Consider the following 23,924-nt stretch of genomic DNA (forward strand, 5'->3'; position numbering starts at 1 on the left):
CCTTTTACCTTTAGCGACACCCGTATGCCAGTGACCCAACTTGCAAGCCCTCCCCTACCCGGCGCAAACGCAGCATCCGCGAATCTTGCCGATGCCCCGGTCCTCCAGCTGAGCGGCATTACCAAGCGCTTCAACGGCGTCCATGCGCTCAATGGCGTGCGCCTCTCGATCCGTCCGGGCGAAGTCATGGCCCTGATCGGCGAGAACGGCGCCGGCAAGTCGACCCTGGTCAAGACCCTGACCGGTATCCACCGCCCCGACGCCGGCAGCATCCTGCTCGACGGAAAGGAAGTCGCCTTCGGCAGCCCGCAGGAGGCGATGGCGGCCGGGATCACCGCGGTGCACCAGGAGACCGTCATGTTCGACGAACTGACGGTGGCCGAGAACATCTACGTGGGCCGTCATCCGACCCGCGGCCCCGCCAGGCGCATCGACTGGAAGAACATCGAGGACGAGGCCGAGCGCCTGTTCGCGCGCCTGGAAGTGGCCCTGCCGGTGCGCGCCCGCGTGCGCGACCTGTCGGTGGCCCAGCGCCACTTCGTGGAGATCGCGCGCGCCCTGTCGCAGGATGCGCGCGTGGTGATCATGGACGAGCCGACCGCCGCCCTGTCGCAGCGCGAGATCCGCGAGCTGTACCGCATCATCGACCAGCTGAAGGCCGCCGGCACCGCCGTCATCTTCATCTCGCACAAGTTCGACGAGATCTTCGAGGTGGCCGACTGCTACACCGTGCTGCGCGACGGCCAGTTCGTGGCCGAAGGGCGCCTGGCCGACATCGGCGAGCCGGAACTGGTGGCCCTGATGGTGGGCCGCGCCGTGCACCACGCCTACCCGAAAGCCCAGGTCGAGATCGGCGCGCCGCTGCTGGAAGTGCGCGACCTGTGCCACCCGACCGAATTCCAGAACGTCAGCTTCACGCTGCGCAAAGGTGAAATCCTGGGCTTCTATGGCCTGGTGGGCGCCGGCCGCTCGGAAGTGATGCAGGCCCTGTTCGGCCTCACCAGCAATGTGCGCGGCAGCGTGCACCTGGAAGGCAGGGACGCGAGCTTCGGCGCCCCGCGCGACGCCATCGCCGCCGGCCTGGCCTATGTGCCGGAAGACCGCCAGCAGCACGGCGCGCACCTGAGCCAGCCGATCGCCCACAACATCACCCTGCCGATCCTGTCGCGCTTCGGCTTCTTCACCCGCGCCCGTGCCGAGGCGCAAGTGACGCGCCGCTTCGCCGAACAGCTCGAACTGAAGGCCCACCACCTGCAGCAGAACGTCGCCGAACTCTCGGGCGGCAACCAGCAGAAGGTGGTGCTCGGCAAGTGGCTGGCCACCGATCCGAAAGTCATCATCCTGGATGAGCCGACCAAGGGCATCGACATCGGCTCCAAGGCCGCGGTGCACCGCTTCATCAGCGAACTGGTGGAACGCGGCCTGTCCGTGATCCTGGTGTCCTCCGAGCTGCCCGAAGTGCTGGGCCTGGCCGACCGCGTGGTCGTGATGCGCCAGGGCCGCGTGGTGCGCGAGTTCGCGCGCCAGGACGCCACGCCCGAAACCGTGGTCGCGGCCGCATCCGGCGTCGAGCTCAATGCCGCAAACGAGGTGGCAGCATGAATATGAACATTCTCAAGCAACGCGAGCCCCTGCTCGCCCTGATGGTGGTCGCGCTGGTGCTGCTGGTCGGCTTGCGCGCGCCGGTCTTCGTGAGCGCAGGCTCGCTCGCCAACCTGCTCACCGACAGCACCTTGCTCGTGATGCTGGCGCTGACCCAGATGCTGGTGATCGTCACCCGCGGAATCGACCTGTCGGTCGCGTCGACCCTGGCCCTGGCGGGCATGGTCGCGGCCATGCTGGCCAGCGCAAACCCCGGCCTGCCGCTGGTGCTCGTGATGCTGGCCGCCACCGCCACCGGCCTGGTCGCCGGCCTGCTGAACGGCTGGCTGATCGGCTACCTGCAGCTGCCGCCGATCGTCGTCACGCTCGGTTCCATGAGCGTGTACCGCGGCCTGGTGTTCGTGATCTCGGGCGGGACCTGGGTCTCGGCCCACCAGATGCCGGCCGGCTTCGTCGCCTTCCCGCTGCAGCGCCTGCTCGGCCTGCCGCACCTGGTGTGGATTGCCCTGGCCACAGTGCTGGCGATGGTGTTCGTGGCCCGCTACACGCGTTTCGGCCGTGACCTGTACGCCATCGGCAATGCGCCGCAGTGCGCCGCCTACATCGGCATTCCGACTGCGAAGCGCCTGTTCTGGACCTATGGCCTGTCGGGCACGGTCGCCGGCCTGTGCGGCTACCTGTGGGTGGCGCGCTACGCGGTCGCCTATACCGAGATCGCCTACGGCTTCGAACTCACCGTGATCGCCGCCTGCGTGATCGGGGGCGTGAGCATCGCCGGCGGGGTCGGGAAGGTAGCGGGCGCCATGCTGGGCGCGCTGTTCCTGTCGGTGATCGGCAATGCGCTGCCGGTGCTGCAGGTCTCGCCCTTCTGGCAGAGCGCCCTGACCGGCGCCGTGATCCTGGTCGCCGTCCTGATGAATGCTAGAGGCAACCGCAACTGCAGCCGCCAGATCCTGCCGCTGCACAAGCTTGACAACCTGAGGAGCGCCGCGTGAACGCGACCACCATTGCACAAACCGAGGCGGCCAGCGAAGCCGCAGCCAGCACCTCGCGCTACACCATCCTGGACCGCGAAAAGCCGGCGCTGCGCCACCTGGCGGCGCGCTGGGAGAGCCTGCTGGCCGTGCTGCTGCTGGCGGTGTTCGTGGCCGGCGGCGTCACCCTGCCGCACTTCCTCGATCCCTACAACCTGCTGGACGGCACCGCCAACTTCAGCGAGAAGGCCCTGATCGCGCTGCCGATGGCCCTCCTGATCATCTGCCGCGAGATCGACATCTCGGTGGCCGGCACGCTGGCCCTGTCTTCGGTGGCAATGGGCCTGGCCCACCAGGCCGGCGCCCCGGCGGGAAGCCTGCTGTTCGTGGCGCTGGGCACCGGCCTGGTGTGCGGCTGGCTGAACGGCTTCCTGGTCACCCGCTTCATGCTGCCCTCGATCGTCGTCACCATCGGCACCTTCTCGCTGTACCGGGGCCTGGGCAGCGTGGTGCTGGGCGACAAGGCCTTCACCAACTATCCGGAAGCGATGACCAGCTGGGGCCAGGGCGTGTTCTTCGGCATGGTGCCGCGCTCCTTCGTGATCCTGCTCGGCTTTGCCCTGCTGTTCGCGCTGGTGCTGCACTGGACCTCGACCGGCCGTCGCATCTACGCGATCGGCAACAACCCGGATGCGGCGCGCTTCTCCGGCATCGCCGTCGACCGCTACCGCCTCGGCCTGTTCATGCTCACCGGCGCCATGGCGGGCCTGGCAGCCTTCCTGCTCACCGGCCGCATCGACAGCACCCGCCCGAACATCGCCACCGGCTGGGAACTGGAAATCATCACCATGGTGATCCTGGGCGGCGTCAGCATCGCCGGCGGCGCCGGCACCATCGGCGGCGTGATGCTGGCCGTGCTGACCATGGGCGCCGTGACCTACGGCCTGGCCCTGGCCAACGTCCCCGGCATCTACATGACCATCGTGGTGGGCGTGCTGTTACTCAGCACCATCGCCGTGTCGCGCCTGGTGCGCGGCAAGCCGACCCGCCACTGACCCAGGAAAGCACCCAATGCAAGCAAGGACGGGCGACGCCCTCATCGTTCTCGACATCGGCAAGACCAACGTCAAGCTGGCCCTGGTCGACGCCGGCGGCCGCGCCATCGCGGAAGCGCGCCGCCCGAACGCCATCCTGAACGATGGACCCTACCCGCACCACGACGTCGAGGGCATCTGGCAGTGGATGCTGGCGACCTGCCGCGGCTTCGCGAAACAGGCGCAGGTGTCGGCGATCGTCCCGGTGACCCATGGCGCCACCGCCGCCCTGGTCGACGACGCCGGCCTGGTGCTGCCGGTGCTCGACTACGAGGCGGCCCTGCCCGGCCTGGACTACGCGTCCCTGCGCCCGGCCTACGCCGAGACCTATTCGCCCCTGCTGCCGGCCGGCCTGAACCTGGGCCGCCAGCTGGCCTGGCTCCAGCAGCGCCATCCCGAGCAGTTCGCCGGCGCACGCCACATCCTGATGTACCCGCAATACTGGGCCTGGCGCCTGTGCGGCGTCGCCGCGGGCGAGGCCACCTCGCTGGGCTGCCATACGGACCTGTGGGATCCGGTGCGCCAGGCGTATTCGTCGCTGCCGGCGCGCATGGGCTGGCTGGACAAGCTGCCGCCGATTGCCGCTCCCTCGGCCTCGCTCGGCACCCTGCTGCCGGAAGTCGCGCAAGCGACCGGCCTGCCGCCGAACTGCGAAGTCCTGTGCGGCATCCACGACAGCAATGCCTCGCTGGTGCGCTACCTCGGCAGCGATGCCGCCGGCGGGCCGCGCACGGTGCTGTCGACCGGCACCTGGGTCATCGCGGCCGCCTTCGGCACGGGCCTGGACGGCCTGCGCGAAGACGCCGACATGCTGGCCAACACCAGTGCGCTGGGCCAGCCGGTGGCATGCATGCGCTTCATGGGCGGGCGCGAATTCGGCGCCTTGGCGGGCGACCAGCCGGCCACCTGTTCCTACCTGGAGCTCGAGCAGATGGTGGCGCGCGGCAGCATGGCGATTCCCTGCTTTGCCGAGAGCGGCGGCCCGTTCGCCGGCCGTGCCGGGCGCATCGAGGGCCTGGCGCCGCGCGATGCGGGCGAGCGCTTCGCACTGGCCACGCTGTACTGCGTCCTGATGACGGATTACTGCCTCGACGCGCTGGGCGCCCGCGGACCGATCACGGTCGAGGGCAGCTTCACCGCCAATCCCTGGTTCGGCCCCCTGCTCGCCGGCCTGCGGCCGCAGCAGGCGCTGAGCTATTCGGACGACGCCAGCGGCACCACCTGCGGCGGCTGGCTGCTGCGCTACCGCGACGCCACACCGCCGGGCCTGAGCGTGCCGAAGCCGCCGCGTGCGCTGGCCGGACTGGAAGCCTATCGCGCCAAGTGGCGCGCGGCGCTGCAGCAGGCCGGGGTTCCGGTCGCTGCTGCCGGCTGAGCGACGCCCAAAGATATGATTCAAAAATACGTACCATGGCACGTAATCTGAATCATTTCGCAGCGTTCTGATTCGACTGGCACTGAGATTGATTCGTGATGGGCCGCCGCGCGCCCTTGCGCGCCGCGGGGCTCATCCTAGACTGAATCATCCGCGCTGCGCCCTGCGCCGCGCGGCATCCCGACGGTCGACACCGCGCCTGCGCGCGACGCCTGTTCCGAAGGCCACTTCCCCCTTCGCGAAGGAACGATCATGCGTCCACTTTCCTTGCTCCTGTCCGTCTCCCTGCTCCTGCCCGCTGCCGGTGCGGGCGCCCAGGCCACGGCCTACCCACCGCCCGACACGGCGCCGATCTCGTGGGTGCAGGTGACGGCGCCGTCCACTGCCCCGCGCATCGCGACCCGCGAAGCGCAGCAGATCTCGGGGGCCTACGAAATGTCGAACGGCTGGTACCTGCGCGTGCACACCGGCCGCCGCTACATCGACACCATCATCGACGACCAGCCGCCCTTGCGCCTGGTACCGGTTGCACCGTATCGGTTCGTGTCCGGCGACGGCAAGGTAAGCATGCAGTTCAAGCGCGGCGCGGCAGGCGATGAGATGCTCATGAGCTACCAGCCCAAAGGGCGGCTTGCCCAGCGCGTGGTGCTCAGCGCGCGGCTCGCGCAACGTTGAATGATTGTGCCCTGAAAATGACGCAAAACTGGACTGCCGGCCGCGGCTTTTGAATCATGTCGCGCCTGTCTTGCTTTGCGCCGGTACAGATTGTTTGGTGATGTGTCCGTCTTGGTCCTTGCACACCGTGGTGGACGCCCTAGACTGAATCATCCGGGATGCGCATGGACGCATCCCGGCGTCCCAGGGTCCATTCCCGCTTCGTGAAGGAACCACCATGCGCTCCCCCATCCTCCTTGCCGCATCCCTGCTGCTGTCGGCCACCGGCGCGGATGCCCAAACCATGCCCTACCCGCCTGCGGACACGGCGCCGATCGCCTCGGTCCAGGTCAGTGCTCCCAGCAAGGCGGCACGGATCCGCGCCGCGGAGGCCGAAAAAATATCCGGTGCCTACGAGATGTCGAATGGCTGGTATCTGCGCGTGCTGACGTCCGCGCATTACATCGATGCCATCATCGACGATAACAAGCCGATCCGCCTGGCCGCGATCGCGCCTTACCGCTTCGTCTCGGGAGACGGCAACATCACCATGGACTTCAACCGCGGCTCCGATGGCGCGGACATGCGAATGAGCTATGTGCCCGACCTGCGCCTTGGCCAGCGTGTGGTGCTGGAGTCGCGGCTGGCGCAGCGCTGAGCACTCAGCGCGGGCGCAGCACGTAGGTCCGGCCCTTGACGGCAGTGAACGACAGCGTGTGCCCGATCCTGTCCGGCCTGCTGCGGATGCCCGTTCCCTCGACCGCCACCGGTACCGGACTGCGGATCGCCGTGCGTCCGCCCACACGGGCCGTGATGCGGGCCGACTTCAGGCGTCCCGCCTCCCAGTCGATATCGACCACATAATTGCCGCGCCCGACCATGCCGCTCGCCCGGCCGTCGCGCCAGCTGTCCGGCAGCGCCGGCAGCAGGTGCAGCTCGCCGTTCTGGCTCTGCAACAGCATCTCGATCGCCCCGGCCGTGCCGGCGAAGTTGCCGTCGATCTGGAACGGCGGGTGGGCGTCGAACAGGTTGACATAGGCGCCGCCGTGCTTGTCGCCCGGCTTGGTCAGGCGCAGCAGCTTGCGAAACAGCGTATAGGCGTGGTTGCCGTCGTGCAGGCGCGCCCAGAAATTGACTTTCCAGGCCAGGCTCCAGCCGGTGCCGTCGTCGCCGCGCAGCTCGAGGGTGCGGCGCGCGGCGGCGGCCAGTTCCGGCGTCGACAGGGGCGAGATCACGCGCGCCGGGTGCAGCGCATACAGGTGCGACACGTGACGGTGATGCGGTTCGACTTCCTCGAAGTCCTTGTGCCACTCCTGCAGCTGGCCCCGGGCGCCGACCTGGAACGGCAACAGCCTGGCGCGCGCATCCTTGAGCTGGCGACGGAAGGCGGCATCGACCCCGAGCACCTCGCTGGCGGCGGCGACGTTCTCGAACAGGTCGTGCGCGATCCCCAGGTCCATGGTGGAGGCGACGGTGACATTACCCTTGCGTCCTTCGCCGTAGTAGAAATCGTTCTCCGGCGAAGTCGAGGGCGCGGTGACCAGGCGGCCCTGGGCATCCGGCTGCAGCCAGGCGAGCAGGAAGCGCGCCGCGTCCTTCATGATGGGATAGGCGCTTTCCAGGTAGCGGCGGTCGCCCGTGAACTGGTAATGCTCCCACAGGTGCCGCGCCAGCCAGGGGCTGCCCATGGCCCAGTTGGCCCATTTGGGGTCGCCCTTGCCGAGGTTCCCGACCGGATTGCTGGCGGCCCAGATGTCGGAATTGTGGTGCAGCGCCCAGCCGGGCGCGCGGTAGTAGGACGCCGCGGTCTCCTTGCCGGTGACGGCCAGGTTGCGGATCAGGTCATCCAGCGGCGTGAACAGCTCGGCCAGGTTCGCACTCTCCACCGGCCAGTAGTTCATCTGGACGTTGATGTTGGTGGTGTAGTTGCTGCTCCAGGGTGGTCTGACGGCAGCGTTCCAGATGCCCTGCAGGTTGGCAGGGGCTCCGCGCGTGCGCGAGGAGGAGATCAAGAGGTAGCGTCCGAACTGCACGTACAGGGCTTCCAGCGCCGGGTCGGCCCCGCCGTCCGTGTATTCCTGCAGGCGGCGCTCCAGGGGCAGCGCGCTGCGGTCGTCGGCGCCGGGATTGATGACCAGGGACATGCGGTCGAACAAAGCGCGAAAATCCGCCACGTGGGCCGCACGCAGGGCGGCGGCGTCGCGCGTGGCTGCCCGCTCCAGATAGGCATGGGCCAGCGCCCGCTCGTCCTTTCCGGCGCTGTCGGGGCACTTGTCGAAGCCGTTGAAGCTGGTCGCCGCCGACAGCAGCAGCGTCACTTCGGACGCATCGCGGATGCGGATGCCCCCGTCCTGCTGCGTTATCGATCCGTCGCGCACCACCGGCTTGACCAGCAGGGCGAAGCGCATCCCGCGGCAGCCGGCGGGGTCATCCTGCACGATCGGTTCCAGGTTGTCACCCACATAGTTCGGGTCGACCTGGGCAGGCGCCTTGCCGGTCAAGCGCAGCACGCCCTGCTCCACGGTGCTGCTGGAACGCAGCGGACTTGCAGCCCCCAGGTCGAGGCTGATCCGGCGCGGCTGGTCCGCCTGCAGGCGCACGACGATGACCTGGTCAGGGTTGGAGGCGAACACTTCGCGCCGGTAGCGTACGCCATTGGCCGTGAAGCGCGTGGTCTGGATGCCGTCGCGGATATCCAGCGCGCGCCGGTAGCCGGTGACCTCGCCGCCCTTGAAATCCTGCCGCAGCTGCAGGTCGCCCAGCGGCAGGAAGCTTTGCGTGTACAGCCCCTGCATCTGGCGCGACAGCGCGTAGGCCTGGGCGTAATCTTCCCTGGCCAGCGCTTCCCTCACCTTGCCGAGTGCAGCATACGCGCCGGGGTTGATGTTCTTGCCCACCGGCCCGCCGCTCCAGAGCGTGGCTTCGTTCAGCTGGAGCAGTTCCTCGCCCGGCCGGCCGAACACCATCGCCCCCAGCCGGCCGTTCCCGACCGGCAGGGCTTCGGTCCAGACGGCGGCCGGCTTGTCATAGTGCAGCGTCAGGGCGTCGCCGGATTGGGCCCCGGCGGAGAAGCTCAGGCCGGCCGCCAGCGCGGCCAGGATCAGGCGAGGTGTGGGCATCGGTGCGGGCTCCGTTTTACTGCATGATCTCCAGGTCCACGCCGCCGCGCACCGCGCGCAGCTTGACCAGCTTGAGCGGCTCCAGCGCGTTTTCCTTGCGCCCGTCGGTCGTTACCGCCAGCGCGATGGTGTTCTCGCCGTTCGGGTTCAGGATGCCCGGCGGGATCACGAAAGTGCGCTGTGGGCCGATGTGGGCGATGAACTGCCCCATGTTCCAGCCGTTCACGAAGATCAGCGCCCGGTTCTCGCGCTCCGAACGCGGCTTGGTCGTATCGCCGAAGGCCAGGCCCAGCTGGATGTCATGCCCTTTCGGCAGGTCCAGCTTGAAGCCGGTGCGCAGCCAGTAGGTACCGGCCGCGGGCGGCGCATCGGTGGTGCGCGCCGCTTGCCAGCCTTTCGGCGAGGCCACCGGCAGATGCCATCCCTGGCGCTCGCCGAACAGGCCGCCGTTGTTCATCGGGCCGCGCATGCGGTCGACGATCTCCTCGCCGCCCTGACGGCCCTGGATGCGCCAGGCGATCGGCACGCCGAAGCGCTGGCCGCCGCGCTTGGTGAGCGAGGCCGAGATCAGGCCGCGTGCCTCGCGGTGGTAGTCGTCGGCCATCAGGTTCCAGTTATGGGCGTTGTTGCGCACCATGACCGAGATGACGTGCTCGCCGGGCTTCAGCTCGCCCAGCGAGAACTTGACGCTGTCGGTGGTCTCCGGGAAGGAACGGCCGGTGTCCAGCTCATGCTGGCCGACGAAGCGGCCGTCGATCCAGACCTGGATCAGGCCCGCGCCGCCGGCGCCGTAGAACAGTTCCAGCTGGTTCGCCTTCGCGTCAGTGCTGGTAAAGCGCCCGCGATACCAGACGTCGCCGTGGTGGAAGCCGTAGTCGCTCATCGACAGGGTCGGCTGGCCGCGTTCCGGCATGGTCCAGGTCTGGGCCGCCGACGGACGGCGGTCGGCCTGCACCCAGGCGCTGTCGTCGAAGCGCGGCGCGCTTTCCAGGCTGTCCATGCGGCGGGTCCAGGCCAGGCGCCCCAGGTCCGGCAGGTTCACTGCTTCCGGCCCCTTGACGGTGTCGGCACGCATGCTGCCGTCCGGCTGGCGCGTCAATGCCAGGTCCTGGCCGTTGAAGCTGGCGGCCTCGAAGGCCGGTCCCCAGATCTCGAAGCTGCTGTCCTCGCCCGCGTCGCCGCGCATGGCGAGCTTGCCGCCAACAAGTTGGGCCGAGCGCACCAGCGCAGGGCTGAGCTGCAGCGCACGCCCGCTACCGGTCTCCTGGGTCCAGAAACGCAGGCTGGTCTGTTCGTCCGCCAGCAGGAGCAGCATCGGCGCCCGGCCGCCGCCCGAGATGCGCACCCGCGCCAGGCCGTCGTGCACGTAGTCCAGCACCAGGTCGCCCCTGGCCGCATCCCAGCGCGAGGTCACCTGCCCCGCCAGCACCTCGACGGTCGGCGCGCCGGTATAGCGCAGCACGGTCTGGCCGGCCTGCCGGTCGCGCCCGTGCAGCAGCGCGATATCGCGTTCGCCGTTGCGGAAGTGGGTCTGCAGCTCGGAAGTCGAGTACACCAGGCGTTGGCGCTCCATGTCGTAGGAAGCCAGCAGCATGCGCGCATCCTGGCCGCGCAGCGTGGTGCCGAAACTGTATTCGCCGTCGCGGGTGGCCAGCTTGACGCTGAAGGCTTCCTCGCCCTTGCCGTCGGTCGGGTTGTGGGCGGCGAAGATCACGTGCGTGCCCAGGCGCCGGTTGACGTTGTGGTAGACCTTGACCTTGGCGTCCACGGGCGCCAGCGCCGGACCCTTGTCCATTTCGGCCAGCACCTGCTCGGCCGCCTGCACCAGCATGCCCTGCTGCTTCAGCGCATAGGCTTTCGGGCGCATGCCGCGGTCTTCCGAGATCGGCGCGCCGTAGTCGTAGGAGGTGTACACCACCGGGCCGGCCAGCCAGCCCCAGGAGGTGCCGCCGAAGGTCATGTAGACGTTGTGGATCGTGATCCGGTTGATCAGGTTGGTGCCGTAGAACACGCGCTGGTAGCCGGTGCCCTGGCGCTCGGCGGTGCAGTTGTAGGTGCCGTTCGAGCCCCAGTAGTCGAACCAGCCGCCGCCCAGCTCCGCGGCGAAGCCGGGCGTATTCGGCGAGGTGAGCGAGCCGACCTTGCCGCTGCCCGTCGCGTAGATACCCCAGTCGGGCGCCTTGTTGGCGCCTGCCGGGTTGGCGAACACGTCGCAGCTGCCGCCGGGGTAGCCATCGAAAGCATAGATGTCGGTCGGACCCTGGTTGGCCCAGGGGGCGCTGGAATTCTTCGGCGCCCAGTCCGGCAGGCGGCCGGCCGCATTGTGGAAGAACGGCACGGTAATGCCGTCCGCGCGCGCCTTGCGCGCCAGGTGCTCCATCTGGCGCACGTGCTTCGGCTCCACCTTGCCCAGTTCGTTCTCGAGCTGGTAGGCGATCACGTTGCCGCCGCCGTCCGTGGCCTGGTGGCGTGCGATGATCGCGTTAATCTGGGTCATCCACTCGTCGACGGCGGACAGGTAGACCGGATCGTCGGTGCGCGCTTCGGCGCGGCTGCGGAACATCCAGCCCGGATAGCCGCCGCCGGTCAGCTCGGCATTCACGTAAGGACCGGTGCGCGCGATCACGTACATGCCCTCCTCTTTCGCGATCTGCAGCGCGCGCTCGACGTTGCGGATGCCCGAGAAGTCGTACACGCCCGGCGCCGGCGAATGGTAGCCCCAATCGAAGTAGAAGGCCACGCCGTTGAAGCCGAGCGCCTTCATCTTCTGGATCACGTCGCGCCACAGCGAAGGGTTCGGCAGGCGGAACGGGTGGATCTCGCCGGACCAGACCACGATGCGCTTGCCGTCGACTTTCAGCGAATACTGGTCCCAGGCGATCGTCTTCGGACGTCCCTTGGGCGCGGCGATCCGATCGAAGGCCTTGGCCTCTTCGCCCATGACCCCGAACGAGGACGCCATGGCGGCGGTGCCCGTCAGGCGGCTTTGCGCGCTCCAGGTCCGGCCGTCGTCCTGGCTGTCGGCGAACCAGGCGCGCTGGCCGTCGCCGCCGCGAGTGTAAAGGCGCAGCGTGGCGCCCAGGCGCACCAGTCCGGCCGCCTTGATGTCCGTGCCCAGGCCGTTCAAGGTCGACTGCGCTTCGATGCGCCACGGCCCTGTCAAGTCGGCCGCCCGCGCCAGCACCAGGCGCCCGCTGGCCGCTTCGCGCGTCACCGCCACGAAGCCGTCGCCCTCGACGGCGACGACGGTGTCGGTGTAGCCGTCCTCGAGGCCGCGCATCGGCACGGGCGCCGACAGATTGGCCAGCTGCGCGTCCGGCGTGAGAACGTGGCTGCCGCGCCCGATGGTGGCGACCAGGTGGAGCTGGCCGTCGGTGCCGCGCACCCAGTTGGGCGCGCGGACCTGGCCTGAGGCAAGCTGGATTTCGCGCGTCGCGTCCCAGCGGCGCAGGTCCTGCGAGCTGGCCAGCCCGATCGAACCCGGTGCGGCGCCGGCATAGGCCAGCAGGTAGCGGCCGTCGGCATGGCGCGCCAGCGTGGGGTCGTTCAGCTTGCCGGACGGCGGGGTCCAGGTCTCGGAGGCGAGCGAGACGAAGTTGGCGCCGTCGTTCGACGACAGCAGGCTGAGCGTGTTCGCGGCGCCGGCGGTCAGCGCGGGCATCAGGATCACCTGGCCGGACTTCAACGCGGCCTGGGCGCTGGGCGTCCCGGCCTGCTGGCCGGATCCTTGCGGAATGCCGAGCTCCTGGGCCGCGGCCGAACCGCCGATTGCCGCCGCCACTGCGAATGCGAGGGCGCGCATGCGCCCCGCCTGCCTGTCACTCCTTGAATCAAACGACTTCATGCGCGCTCCTTCAGATTCGCATCGTAAACAAAACCTTCGACATTGTCGGTAATCACCGGGGCGCCGCGCAGGGTCCGCACGCGCAGGTCGCGCAGCCTGACGTCCCGCACCGGCAGCTCGGCCTGGCCCTTGACCTGGCAGACGAACTTCGCCTCGGCCACCTCCACATTGCTGACATACAGGCCCGCGATCGGCGTCAGCCGCCGTTCATTCGTGGGCATCAGGGTGCGCCACTGGTACAGCACGTCGGTCTCCACGCTCAGGATGCCGCCCTCGATCTTCGTCGCGCTCACATTGTTCATGTGGATGTTGCGCACGTAGCCGCCGCGGCGCTCGTTGGTCTTCACGTACAGCAGGTTCATGATCGCGGTCTTGGCACGCGGACCGGCATCGTCGAAGTGGCAGTTGTCGACCAGGACGTTCTCGATGCCGCCGGACAGCTCGCTGCCGATCGCCATCATCTGGTGGCCGTTCTTCACGCGGCAGTTGCGCATCACGATGTTGCGCGACGGGGAAGCCAGGCGCCAGGCGTCGCGGTCGCGCCCGGACTTGACCGACACCGCGTCGTCCCCCTGGTCGAACACGCAATCCTCGATCAGCACGTTCTGGCTCATCTCCGGATCGACGCCGTCGTTGTTGTGGCCGTGCGCGCGGATGTTCACGCGGCGCACCACCGCGTCGCGGCACAGGTAGGGATGCACGGTCCAAAACGGGCTGTCGACGATGTGGATGTCCTCCACCAGCACATGGCGGCAGCGGTTGAACTGCACGAACTGGGGCCGCAGGTTGGCCTGGCCGCGGGTCATGTCGCGCTCGGCAAGCGGCCTGAGGGCGTCCGCCATCCTGTACAGGGCGACCAGCGCGTCCATGTGCGGCTTGGGCCGGGCGTACCAGACGCGCCAGACGTCGAGCTTCGCCTGCAGCGTGCCCTGGCCGCTGATCGCCACGTTCTCGCACTCGTAGGCGTAGACCAGCGGCGAATAATTCAGGCACTCCAGGCCTTCCCAGGTGGTCGCCACCGGCGGCAGGTAGTCCTGCGGCTGGCTTGAAAACAGCAGGGTCGCGCCCTTTTCCAGGTGCAGGTTGACGTTGCTCCTGAGGTGGACCGGCCCGGTGGGCCAGGTCCCGGGCGGCACCACCACCACGCCGGAACCGTTGGCGTTGGCGGCGGCGATCGCCGCGGCGATGGCACTACCGGTACGGGCCTGGTCCTGCTGGTCGGCGCCGAAGTCGGTGATGGGGAAGCGGCGGCTGCCGGAGAAATCGGGGATGGCGATGGCCGGCATTTCGAAGGGCGCCTGGACCCGGACGCTGCGCTGCGCCAGTGCGCCGCTGCGCCGCGGCAGTTGGCAGGCCGCCAGCACGGGCATGGCAAGCCCTGCGGCCAGGAGCGAGCGCCTGGCTGGGGAGGTGTTCGGCAATGCTGTCTCCTTATTATATGCGGGACATTCTAGGTGCTCTTCCGTACAACGATCAACGCAGCGGAGAAAGAATCAGGCAGGTGATCGGATGTAAGGACGGATACGGGCATTCGCTCAAGCGGATGAGTATTTCGTGCGGGGGCACGCAGTTCTTGCCCGTTATGCAAAGATTGGGACCGCGGAGCCCGTCCCTGGCGCTCTGCCCGCCGCGAAGCCGGCCGGATAACAAGGAAGTGCGCCGCACTGCCAAGACGAGACACCGCTACCCAATGAATTCGTTCTCCTCACTCGACACATTCGTCTTCCTCACCTATTTCGTGATCGTGGCCGGCTACGGCATCTGGATCTACCGGCGGCGCAACGGCTCCGGCAAGGAATCGCACGACTACTTCCTGGCCGAGGGCTCGCTCACTTGGTGGGCGATCGGCGCCTCGCTGATCGCCTCGAACATCTCGGCCGAGCAGTTCATCGGCATGAGCGGCTCGGGCTTCCGGATCGGCATGGCCATCGCGGTCTACGAGCTGATGGCGGCCGCCACCCTGATCATCGTGGCGGTGTTCTTCATGCCGGTCTACCTGAAGAACCGCATCTACACGATGCCGCAGTTCCTGGAGCAGCGCTACGGGCCCAAGGTGGCAACCGTCATGGCCTGGTTCTGGCTGGTCCTGTACATCGTGGTGAACCTGACCGCGATCCTGTACCTGGGCGCGCTGGCCATCAACAGCATGGTCGGCATCGGCGTGCTGCCCTGCATGCTGTTCCTGGCGGTGTTCGCCACCATCATCACCCTGGGCGGCATGAAGGTGATCGGCTACACCGACGTGATCCAGGTGTTCTGCCTGGTGATCGGCGGCCTGGTCACCACCTGGATCGCGCTCGACCTGGTGGCGCGCCTGTCGGGCAACGAAGGCGCGATGGTCGGCGTGCGCGAGCTGTTCGAGCGCGCCGGCGGCCACTTCGACATGGTGCTCTCGCGCGACAACCCGAACTACATGGACCTGCCCGGCCTGTCGACCCTGATCGGCGGCATGTGGATCGTCAACCTGAGCTACTTCGGCTGCAACCAGTACATCACCCAGCGCGCCCTCGGCGCCAGCCTGCCGGTGGCGCGCAAGGGCCTGCTGTTCGCCGCCTTCCTCAAGCTCCTGATGCCGGTGATCGTGGTCCTGCCGGGCATCGCGGCCTATGCGCTCGACCAGGGTGGCATGCTGGGCGACTCGCTGCGCCCGGGCGGCGAACTCAATCCCGACCGCGCCTACCCTACCCTGCTGACCCTGCTGCCGGAAGGCCTGAAGGGCGTCGCCTTCGCCGCCCTGACCGCGGCCGTAGTGGCTTCCCTGGCCGGCAAGGCGAACAGCATCGCCACCATCTTCACCCTCGACATCTACCGTCCCAAGTTCCGCCCCGACGCCAGCGAGCGCCACATGGTCTGGATCGGCCGCATGACGGTGGTGGTCGCGATGGCGATCGCGGTGGCGATCGCGCCGCTGATGGGCATCGACAAGAAAGGCGGCTTCCAGTACATCCAGGAATACACCGGCTTTGTTTCGCCAGGCATCCTGGCCATGTTCCTGCTCGGCTTCTTCTGGCGCCGCACGACCGGCGCCGCCGCGATGTTCGCGGCCATCGCCAGCGTGGGCCTGTCGATCGTATTGAAATTCCTGCCGGACTTCGTCGACCTGTCCTTGCTGGCGCCGATCGGCTTCGCCGCCGACAACGGCAGCGGCGTCTACGAGATCCCGTTCCTGGACCGCACCCTGATCGTGTTCCTGATGATCGTGATCGGCATGGCCATCATCAGCCTGCTGGGCCGCCAGCCGGCATCGACGATCGTCAAGGTCGAGCGCAACCTGTTCAAGGTGGAGCCGGGCTTCGCCTTCGGCTCGGCGGTGGTGTGCGCGATCCTGGTGATTATCTACGCGGCCTGGTGGTGATCTGAGGTAGTGAGCAGCCTCCGCCTGGCCCCAAGGGCGGAGGCTGCAGGAGTCAAGAACGTGATGCGATGGGCAGCGCGTGACAGAGTGCGTGCTTTGGACGCACGTCGGACTGCTATCATCGGCCATCAGTTGACTTGAGATGGCAAGCGATGATGAATCTGCCGCAAAAACTTGGCACCGTAAAACGTACTTGTGTCGTTCTGCTCTTCAACGCACTTGTCGTTCCGTTCGGTCATGCCTGCACGGTGCCACCAATGGAACAGGTGGTAACACCCGAGCAGCAAATGGCGATCGCGACCGATGTGTCCGTCGCCAGGGTCATCAGGGCAACTCCTTCTCCTCTTCCTGCTTCTGGCGGCCGCCCATCGGTGGAGTACGAATTCGAAGTTGAAGAGCGAATCCTCGGACCAGATGAGCCGCGCTTTGTCATTATCGGTGCGAGAGGAGAAACGCGCCCCCGACCTGGATCGACAGACCATAGCGACAAGGAGTTCTGGGAGCGTGGCGGTGGGCGCCTGTACAACGATTCCGACTGCGTGCTGCGGCCCAACTTTACGGTCGGCGAGCGCTATCTGGTTTTTCGCGGGAACCCCGCTACCTGGCGTAGCTTCGAGCGTATCGAATCCGTCCGTGGCAAGCCAAACGCCGAAGACAAGTGGCTGGCGTATGTGAAAGCCAGGCTCGGCGGGCGGCACTGATGGGCGTCCAGATGCTCTAGAAGCGGACGACATTTCGCCTGCCTCGCGCTCGCCTCGCCTACTCGAAATGCGTTTACTGCTCTCGCCAAGCATCCGGGTCCGGTTTGAAATCGTCGACAGTCACCTCACGCGACCCGAAGCGAACCTTGCAGCATTAGCGTTCAACCCGCAGGATTGTGTTCGCAGATGTAGCTGCAGACCTCCTTGCGGCGATCATCGCGTTCGTCGACAAGCTCCTGCTCCTGACTGGCCAGCTGTTCCAGTTTGCGCGGATCGGTTTCGTTCTTCTTTCTGTCGCGCACCTCGACCAGCTTGCGCTCGATCCGTTCCATCCCTTTGAAGCCATCCAGCTCATTGCAGGCCTTCAGGCATTCGCTCTTGGGCCGCTCCCTGATCTGGGCCGAGGCAGTGTGGGTGAACACGCACGCCAGTGCGCAAAGGGCGAGAATCTTCTTCATATGCTTGCTTTCGTGGTTATAGACTGGTCTCGAAGCGCACCACGAAACGCGCGTGGTGCGTGTTCCAGGTCGACAGGCGCACAAGGCTGTCCCGCTCCAGGTATTCGTCGATGCGGGAAGTGCGCCGTTGTAGCAGATTATCCAGGTTGAGCCGCAGGACCGTGGTCTTGCTGGCGTTCCAGCTCGCATTCAGGTTCAGCGTGCGTCGGCTGGATTCATAAACGCGCTGGTTGATGCTGCTGCGCACCCAGTCCTCGGGCAGGTAGCTGGCATCGAAACCCAGCTTCAGCGGCAGCGACTGCAGTGAGTAGCTGCCACCCAGCTTGGCGCGCCAGGGCGACTGCCCCGGGATATGGTTGTCGGGGCCGGGCAGCTCGCTCAGCGTCGAATCGGCCAGGCCAATGCTGCCGCTCAGCTCCAGGTTCGACAGTGTCGGGGAAAAATCCTTGCCCGCCAGGCGAGCTTCCAGGTCCAGGCCGCGCACCCGCGCCTGGCCCAGGTTGGCTTGGCGAGCCACGTAACGCGGAACACTCGCCCAGGGCACCTCCACCAGTGCGACGTCCAGGCCGTTCTTGTCGCTGATGTCACGTGCGTAGAATTCCAGGCTGACCTCGCTGTCGCGACCGAAGCCGTGCGCATATGACAGGTTCAGGCCGAGCGAGCGTTCCGGCCGCAGGGCGGGATTGCCGCTGCTGTCGGCCAGGTCGATCCCATTGGCGCCGCACAAACCCAAGGCCGGGCATGGCGCATACGGATTGATCGTGGGACGCAGCAGCATTTCGTCGAAGAAGGGCGTGCGGTAGCTGCGCGCCAGCGAGGCCCTGAGCTGGCGCTTGCGATTCCCGCCGATGCGGTGCGACACGTGCGCCGACGGCGACCACAGCTTGAATCGCGGACGGCTACTGGCCGGGCCCTCGACCAGCCGGTAGCGGCGCCGTTCGCCGGATGCCCCCAGGTTGACGGCCCAGCGGCGGTTGATCCGCCATTCGTCCTGGATGAACAGCCGTGCACTGGTCAGGTGGGATGCCGTTTCCGGCCCCAGCACTGCCAGGCTGGGGTCTGGACGGCCGTCGACCAGGTCGATGTAGCTGCTATCGCTGTCGTTGCGCGCGAACTTGGCGCCGGCGCTGATCCGGTGACCGTCCTCGGTGTCGAGCGCGTAGTCGAGGTCGAGGGAGTAGTTGCGCGTGCTGCGGTCCTGCTCATGCACACGTTGGCGCGGGCCGCCCGGCGACCACAGCTCGTCCCTGCGCAATCGGCTGTCCGAGCGCGAGCCGCTCGCGACCAGCTTGAGGGCCAGGCTGCTGTCCGTGTCAATCCTCCAGTTCCACAGCAAGGGCAGGTACAGATTCTTCGTCGGTGTCTTGCTGGTCTGGGTTGCCGATGCGCTGAGGCCTGTCACCCAGCGCCGTTGTTCATCGCTGTCATTGTCGGAGCGGTAGCGGGCGATCTCCGGGCTGAAGGTGAGCGTATGACTGGCATCCAGGGTCCAGGCCAGCACGCTGTTCGCATTGAGCGACTCGAACAGACCCGGCACATGGGCCTTGCCGTCGTACTCGCGGACCACGCCCCTGCCCGGCCGCTCGCTGGTCTGGACATAATCACTGTGCGCGCTGGACAAGCGGCGCCACCGTGACAGCGTGAAGGTATGGCTGAACGAGCCATCCGTCACATCGGTGGCCGTCCAGGTCAGGTCCATGCCCTTCTTGCCACCCTCGGTCCGCACATTGCCGTGCAAGCGGGACGAGGTCTTGCGCTGCGCCTTGCGCAGGACGATGTTGATGGTGCCCGCAATCCCGAACGGTCCGGTGGCGGCAGTAGTGGTCTTGGCGATCTCGATGCGCTCGACGCGCACGAGGTCGATGTTCATGGTGTCGCCCGCCGGAGCCTGGCCATCCACCAGCACCTGGGTGTAGCCAGGCAGGCCGAGCAGGCCGACGCGGCCGCTCTTGTCGACGCTGATGGCGGGCTCACGACGGAGCAGTTCGCCGGTGTTCTGCAGGCCGCTGTCGGCGATCTTCTTCTGGCCGATGATGATCTTCCCGGCGACGAAATCCTGGCTTGCTTCGACGTCGGTCCGGGCGCCACTGATGACTACTTTCTGGGCTGGCGCAGACGCTTCGATCTGGGCATGGGCGCAGGCGCCGTAGATGGCTAACAGGCAGGCGAAGTGACGGTGCATCCGAGAATATTCAATAGCAAACCGATCGATCTTACCAACAAAGGTTTGCTGAATATCCTTTAAATGTCACCAAGCACGATTAGTCCGCCACCGGCTCCCCAAACTCCGGCGACCCATCCGCCTTCCAGCGAATCACCTGCGCCCGCGTATGCCGGTTCGGATCCCGCAGCGGCTCCCCCACGATGTCGCGGTAGTTGCGCGCATGGTAGACCAGGATGTCGGTCTTCCCGTCCGGCGTCGTCGTGAAGCTGTTGTGCCCCGGCCCGTACTGTCCGTTGGCCGCGCTGCTGCGCATCACCGGCACGGGCGACTTGGTCCACGCGCGCGCATCCAGCAGATCGGCGTCGACGGGCGCGCTGAGCAGCCCGAGCGCGTAGTTGGCGTCGGTCGCGCTGGCCGAGTAGGTCATCCATACCCTGCCGTTCTTCACCAGGAAGGAGGACGCCTCGTTGACCTCATGGCCGATCTTCTCCCACGCGTATTCCGGGCGCGTGAGCAGCACCGCCGGCTGGCGGATCGCCAGCGGTCCGTCCATCCTGGCCAGGTAGATGTTGGTGCCCTTGCTGCCGTCGGGTGCGCGCTGGGTCCAGCTCAGGTAGCGCTGGCCGCGGTGCTCGAAGGTGGTGGCGTCGAGCGAGAAGCTCTCCCAGCCGGTCTTGAGCTGGCCGCGCTCAACCCACTCCCCTTCGAGCGGATTGGCGGACGCGTTCTCCAGCACGTACAGGCGGATCTCCCAGATCTTGTCGGCGCGTCCGGCGGTGAAATAGATGTACCACTTGCCGTCGATGCGGTGCATCTCGGGCGCCCAGATGTGCGCGCCCATCTCGCCGCTGGCGTGCTTGCGCCACACCACCTTGGCGTCGGCGGCGCCCAGCTCGTTCAGGCTGCGCGCGCGGCGCACCTCGATGCGGTCATATTCGGGCACGGTGGCGGTGTAGTAGTACCAGCCATCGGGCTGCAGGGTGACGTGGGGATCGGCGAGCTGGCGCACCAGGGGGTTGGCGAAGCTGATCTCGGCGGCGGCGATCGGCTGGACGGCGAGCAGCGCCAGCATGGCGGCGGCGGCGAAAACGGCAGGACGGTTCATCGGGACCTCGGCAAGTAAAAAAGCCAGTCATCGCGAGATGACTGGCAAATCGGGGCGCGTGGCCCGGAACAGGAGTCGTTACAAGGCGATCACAGCTTCATCGACACCGTGAAGTAGTAGCGGCGGCCCGCCCAGGCCAGCTCGTTCAGGCGGAAGCTGTCGCCGGCGTCGAGGCGCTTCACTTCGTCGGTCAGGTTCTTGCCTTCCAGCGCGAAGGTGATGTTGTCGTTGTAGCGATACTGGATCTTCGCATCCAGGTAGCCGGTCGCCGCTTCGAACACCGGGTTGCCCGAGACGTCGTTACCGCCGGTGAAGAAGCGGTCGCGGTAGCTGTAGGCCAGGCGCGCATTGATCGGACCCTTGTCGTACCACAGCGACAGGTTGTACGCGTTCTTCGACATGCCCGGGTACGGCAGCACGGTGTTGTCGAGGACGTTCAGGCGCTCGGTGCCGGCCGCATACTTGTAGTCCATGCGGGTGTAGTTGGCGTCCACGCCGAAGCCGCTCAGCCAGCCCGGCAGGAAGGTCAGCGCGGTACGGCCGGCGATCTCGACACCCTTGGTGGTGGCGCCCTCGCCGTTCACGGCCTGGGTGACGTCGAACAGCTCGCCGTTCTTGAACAGGTCCACGCCGCGGGTCAGCACGCGCTCCATCACGTAGCTGGTGATGTCCTTCTTGAAGAAGGCCACGGACAGCTGGCTGTCGGCGCCCGGATAGTACTCGATGCTCAGGTCGGTGTTGGTCGAGCGGTAAGGCTTCAGGTCCGGATTGCCGGCGCTGCAGTCGTCGGTGCCGTCGCCGCCGAAGGCCGGATCGCCGCTGCCGCGGATGCAGGTGGCGTTCGGAGCCAGCAGGTCCATCCGCGGACGCGCCATGGCCTTGGACCAGCCGACGCGGGTCACCAGCTTGTTGTCGATCAGCCAGGCCGCGCCGTTGAAGCTCGGCAGCACGTCGTTGTAGGTGTTCTCGACGGTCGCCACCGAGTTGCTGAGGACGATGTCGCTGAAGGTCGTGCCTCCCGCATTCGGCGTACGCACCGAATAGCGCGCCAGGCCGGTCGAGCGGTCGCGGGTGCGGGTGTAGCGCACGCCGACGTTGCCTTCCACTTCCTTGCCCAGTACCTGGGTGGCGTAGTCCAGGCGCAGGTAGGTCGCGGCGATGCGCTCGTCGATCATGAAGGCCGGGATCTGCGGGTACATGTTGCCGTCGCTGCCAGGCGCGTTGCGGAGGTAGGCGTGGTTGAAGCTCGAGGTGTCGAAGAACTGGGTCGCGTTGGCGTAGACCGGCGACATCCAGTTGGCCGGCAGGCCGGACACCTTGTCGTAGCCGTCGAAGAAGGTGCCGGGCGAACGGCCCTGCACCGCGGTGACCAGGGCGGCCATCTGGGCCGCGTTCAGGTAGCGGGTGGCGAAGCCCGAGTTGATGAAGGTCTGGGTATCGTTCGGACGCTGCGCCGAGCCAGTGTAGAGCGGATCGTAGACCGCGGTCTGGTTGACGTTGGCGCCGCGCACGTTGATGTCGTCCGCGGTCGAGCTCAGGTTGGCGCCATTGCTGGCCAGGTAGCCGCCGCCGTTGAACTGCTCGGAGGAGGACTTGCGCGCCTGGGCGCCGAACCAGACCTTGTTGAAGAACGGCGTGTCGAGCTTGTACTTGAAGTCGATCTTGGCCTGGTGTTCCTTGTTCTCGGTTTCGCTCGGACGGTACTGGAGCTGGGCCTGGACATAGGATGCCGGATTGTCCGGGCTGTAGCCGGCCGGGAAGGTGAAGCGCGGAATGCTGTCCGGACCGAGCGCCACCTTCAGGCCGGGCGCATTCTGGGTCAGCACGATGCTGTTGCTGTCGCTGTCGTACAGCGACTTCGAGGTGCCGAGCAGGCCGGTCACTTCGAGGCGGTCGCGCTTGAAGCTGAAGCCCGAGGACAGGTAGCGCGAGTCGATGTCGAGCTGGAAGTCGCGCGCCGAGGTGCTGAAGGCGCCCTGCCCGCCCACGCCTGCGCCGAACAGGCAGGAGCCGACGACGTATTCGGTCACGTGGTGGTTGCTGACCACCATGCCCGGGGTCGCGCTGGTCGGCGCGGTGCAGGCGCCGGCGGCGGTCGGCACGCCGTTGGCGCCGTAGACCGGAGCGCGGCCGGTGTTGGCCAGGCGGCCCGCGTTGGCGAAGTCGGTGCCGAAGTTGCGGTCGTTCAGGCGCTGGCGCTGGGTATTGGCCTGGTAGGTCGCATACGCATTGAATTCCTTGCTGAACGCGTACTGCGCGGTGACCTCGCCCGAGGAGCGCTTGTGGTCGCGGGTCCAGAGGCCGTAGCGGGCGATGCCCGGCGAATAATCGAACCACTGGCTGCGGCAGGCGGTCTGCTGGGCGGCGGTGAGCCCCGAGGTGGCGCAGGCGGCGGCGCTACCCACGGCGGCGACCTTCGGGTCGATGCTGTTGACGGTCTTTTCCGGCGAGTTGTCCCAATCCTGCAGGAAGCGCCACGAGGTATTGCGCGCGTAGTCGTTCTGGGTCAGTACCTTGTCGTAGACGAAGTTGGCCATCAGGCCCAGCTTGCCGTCGAAGTACTTGTCGGCCATGTACAGGTTGCCGCGCGGCTGGACGCCGCCGCGCGAGGTCGAGTGCTCGGCCGCGATGCTGGTGCCGATGGTCGGCTTCTTGAAGTCGAGCGGCTTGCGGGTGGTGATCTGCACGGTGCCGCCCACGCCGCCTTCGGTCATGTCGGCGGTCAGGCCCTTGTAGACGTCGATCGAACCGATCAGCTCCGAGGCCAGCTCGCGCAGTTCGGCGCCGCGGCCGGCGCCGCCATTGGTGCCCAGCACCGACATGCCGTTGACCTCGACGCGGTTCAGGTCCGGCTCGACGCCGCGGATCGCCACCTGGGTGCCTTCGCCGAAATCGCGCGACAGCTGCACGCCGGTCACGCGCGACAGCGCTTCGCCCACGTTCTTGTCGGGGAACTGGCCGATGTCTTCGGCCACGATCGAATCCGACACGGTGCCGGCGTTCTTCTTGCGGGTGATGGCGGAGGCCACCGACTGGCGGGTGCCGGCGATGTGGACGACCTGCGGCGCGGGCGCCGCGTCGGCGGTACCGGAAGCGGTCGCGCCGGCGCCGGACTGGCCCTGGGCGGTCGAGGTGGAAGCGGATGCGGCGGGCGCTGCCTGTGCTTGCGCGGTTTCCTGCGCCAGCGCGGCTTGTGCCGCCAGGAGGGTGATCACTGCGGCGACTGCGCGGGCGCAGCGGGTCGGGTGCAGCACGGAGGTGCTGGTCATGGCTTGATTCATCGATGTCTCCATGGGCTCTGTAGTTTGAAATACGGCTTGGCCTTGAAAACATTCTATGTGCGCAGGGTCGAGTTAATCCATTCAGGGTCGAAAGAATCACCGAACTGATCGAAATGGCAAAATTGCATCGGCAACCGATCAATACGGTGATTGTTTCGGATGCGACTGCCCGTAAACGCAGATGGCCGCCGCAAGTGC

At 67.1% G+C, this 23,924-nt stretch carries 15 protein-coding genes; 8 read left to right on the forward strand and 7 right to left on the reverse strand.

The window, feature by feature from the left end; translation table 11 throughout:
- The first annotated feature begins 24 nt into the window (after positions 1-24).
- The 6 genes from ACK6C6_RS13840 (at position 25) to ACK6C6_RS13865 (ending at position 6,357) form a co-directional block, all read left to right on the forward strand.
- A complete protein-coding gene (locus tag ACK6C6_RS13840) occupies positions 25-1,602 on the forward strand; it encodes a sugar ABC transporter ATP-binding protein (protein WP_409267773.1) in 1,578 nt (525 codons plus the stop codon).
- Positions 1,603-1,604: 2 nt separating this feature from the next.
- A complete protein-coding gene (locus tag ACK6C6_RS13845; protein ID WP_409268285.1) occupies positions 1,605-2,597 on the forward strand; it encodes an ABC transporter permease in 993 nt (330 codons plus the stop codon).
- On the forward strand, positions 2,594-3,631 hold the full coding sequence (locus tag ACK6C6_RS13850) for an ABC transporter permease (protein WP_209588490.1): 1,038 nt from the start codon (positions 2,594-2,596) through the stop codon (positions 3,629-3,631). Before ACK6C6_RS13845 ends, ACK6C6_RS13850 begins: the two co-directional genes overlap by 4 nt.
- Before the next feature lie 16 nt (positions 3,632-3,647).
- The gene (locus ACK6C6_RS13855; RefSeq protein WP_409267774.1) at positions 3,648-5,045 is read left to right on the forward strand and encodes an FGGY-family carbohydrate kinase; all 1,398 of its coding nucleotides are present in this window, start codon (positions 3,648-3,650) and stop codon (positions 5,043-5,045) included.
- A 252-nt stretch (positions 5,046-5,297) separates the two neighbouring features.
- Positions 5,298-5,720: a hypothetical protein gene (locus tag ACK6C6_RS13860; RefSeq protein ID WP_409267775.1), complete on the forward strand. Its 423-nt coding sequence runs from the start codon at positions 5,298-5,300 to the stop codon at positions 5,718-5,720.
- Positions 5,721-5,937: 217 nt separating this feature from the next.
- Positions 5,938-6,357, forward strand: coding sequence for a hypothetical protein (locus ACK6C6_RS13865; protein ID WP_036211233.1), 420 nt, complete (start codon positions 5,938-5,940; stop codon positions 6,355-6,357).
- A gap of 4 nt (positions 6,358-6,361) precedes the next feature.
- Here the strand turns inward: ACK6C6_RS13865 and ACK6C6_RS13870 are convergent, their stop codons facing one another.
- From ACK6C6_RS13870 to ACK6C6_RS13880, 3 genes are read right to left on the reverse strand one after another with little or no spacing between them, the layout of a single operon-like run.
- The gene (locus ACK6C6_RS13870; RefSeq protein WP_409267776.1) at positions 6,362-8,818 is read right to left on the reverse strand and encodes a glycosyl hydrolase family 95 catalytic domain-containing protein; all 2,457 of its coding nucleotides are present in this window, start codon (positions 8,816-8,818) and stop codon (positions 6,362-6,364) included.
- 16 nt (positions 8,819-8,834) lie between these two features.
- Entirely contained in the window at positions 8,835-12,620 is a 3,786-nt protein-coding gene (locus ACK6C6_RS13875) for a beta-galactosidase (protein WP_409267777.1), read from the reverse strand.
- A 38-nt stretch (positions 12,621-12,658) separates the two neighbouring features.
- Positions 12,659-14,083: a glycoside hydrolase family 28 protein gene (locus ACK6C6_RS13880; RefSeq protein ID WP_409267778.1), complete on the reverse strand. Its 1,425-nt coding sequence runs from the start codon at positions 14,081-14,083 to the stop codon at positions 12,659-12,661.
- A gap of 269 nt (positions 14,084-14,352) precedes the next feature.
- Here ACK6C6_RS13880 and ACK6C6_RS13885 point away from each other — a divergent pair, with 269 nt between their 5' ends.
- Positions 14,353-16,017 carry a sodium:solute symporter family transporter gene (locus tag ACK6C6_RS13885; protein ID WP_409267779.1) on the forward strand — a complete coding sequence of 555 codons (1,665 nt, stop codon included), beginning with the start codon at positions 14,353-14,355 and terminating at the stop codon, positions 16,015-16,017.
- 152 nt (positions 16,018-16,169) lie between these two features.
- Positions 16,170-16,718: a hypothetical protein gene (locus tag ACK6C6_RS13890; protein ID WP_409267780.1), complete on the forward strand. Its 549-nt coding sequence runs from the start codon at positions 16,170-16,172 to the stop codon at positions 16,716-16,718.
- 161 nt (positions 16,719-16,879) lie between these two features.
- On the opposite strand, the gene ACK6C6_RS13895 is transcribed toward ACK6C6_RS13890, so the two are convergent.
- The 4 genes from ACK6C6_RS13895 to ACK6C6_RS13910 all read right to left on the reverse strand — a co-directional run bounded on the left by ACK6C6_RS13895 (position 16,880) and on the right by ACK6C6_RS13910 (position 23,726).
- On the reverse strand, positions 16,880-17,176 hold the full coding sequence (locus ACK6C6_RS13895; RefSeq protein WP_409267781.1) for a hypothetical protein: 297 nt from the start codon (positions 17,174-17,176) through the stop codon (positions 16,880-16,882).
- 16 nt (positions 17,177-17,192) lie between these two features.
- On the reverse strand, positions 17,193-19,358 hold the full coding sequence (locus ACK6C6_RS13900; protein WP_409267782.1) for a TonB-dependent receptor plug domain-containing protein: 2,166 nt from the start codon (positions 19,356-19,358) through the stop codon (positions 17,193-17,195).
- A 79-nt stretch (positions 19,359-19,437) separates the two neighbouring features.
- Positions 19,438-20,445: a family 43 glycosylhydrolase gene (locus ACK6C6_RS13905; protein ID WP_409267783.1), complete on the reverse strand. Its 1,008-nt coding sequence runs from the start codon at positions 20,443-20,445 to the stop codon at positions 19,438-19,440.
- An 89-nt stretch (positions 20,446-20,534) separates the two neighbouring features.
- Positions 20,535-23,726, reverse strand: a complete 3,192-nt coding sequence (locus ACK6C6_RS13910) for a TonB-dependent receptor (RefSeq protein ID WP_409267784.1) — start codon at positions 23,724-23,726, stop codon at positions 20,535-20,537.
- Positions 23,727-23,924 lie beyond the last annotated feature (198 nt).

Source organism: Massilia sp. BHUDP2 (assembly GCF_046236355.1).
GTDB lineage: Bacteria > Pseudomonadota > Gammaproteobacteria > Burkholderiales > Burkholderiaceae_D > Telluria > Telluria varians.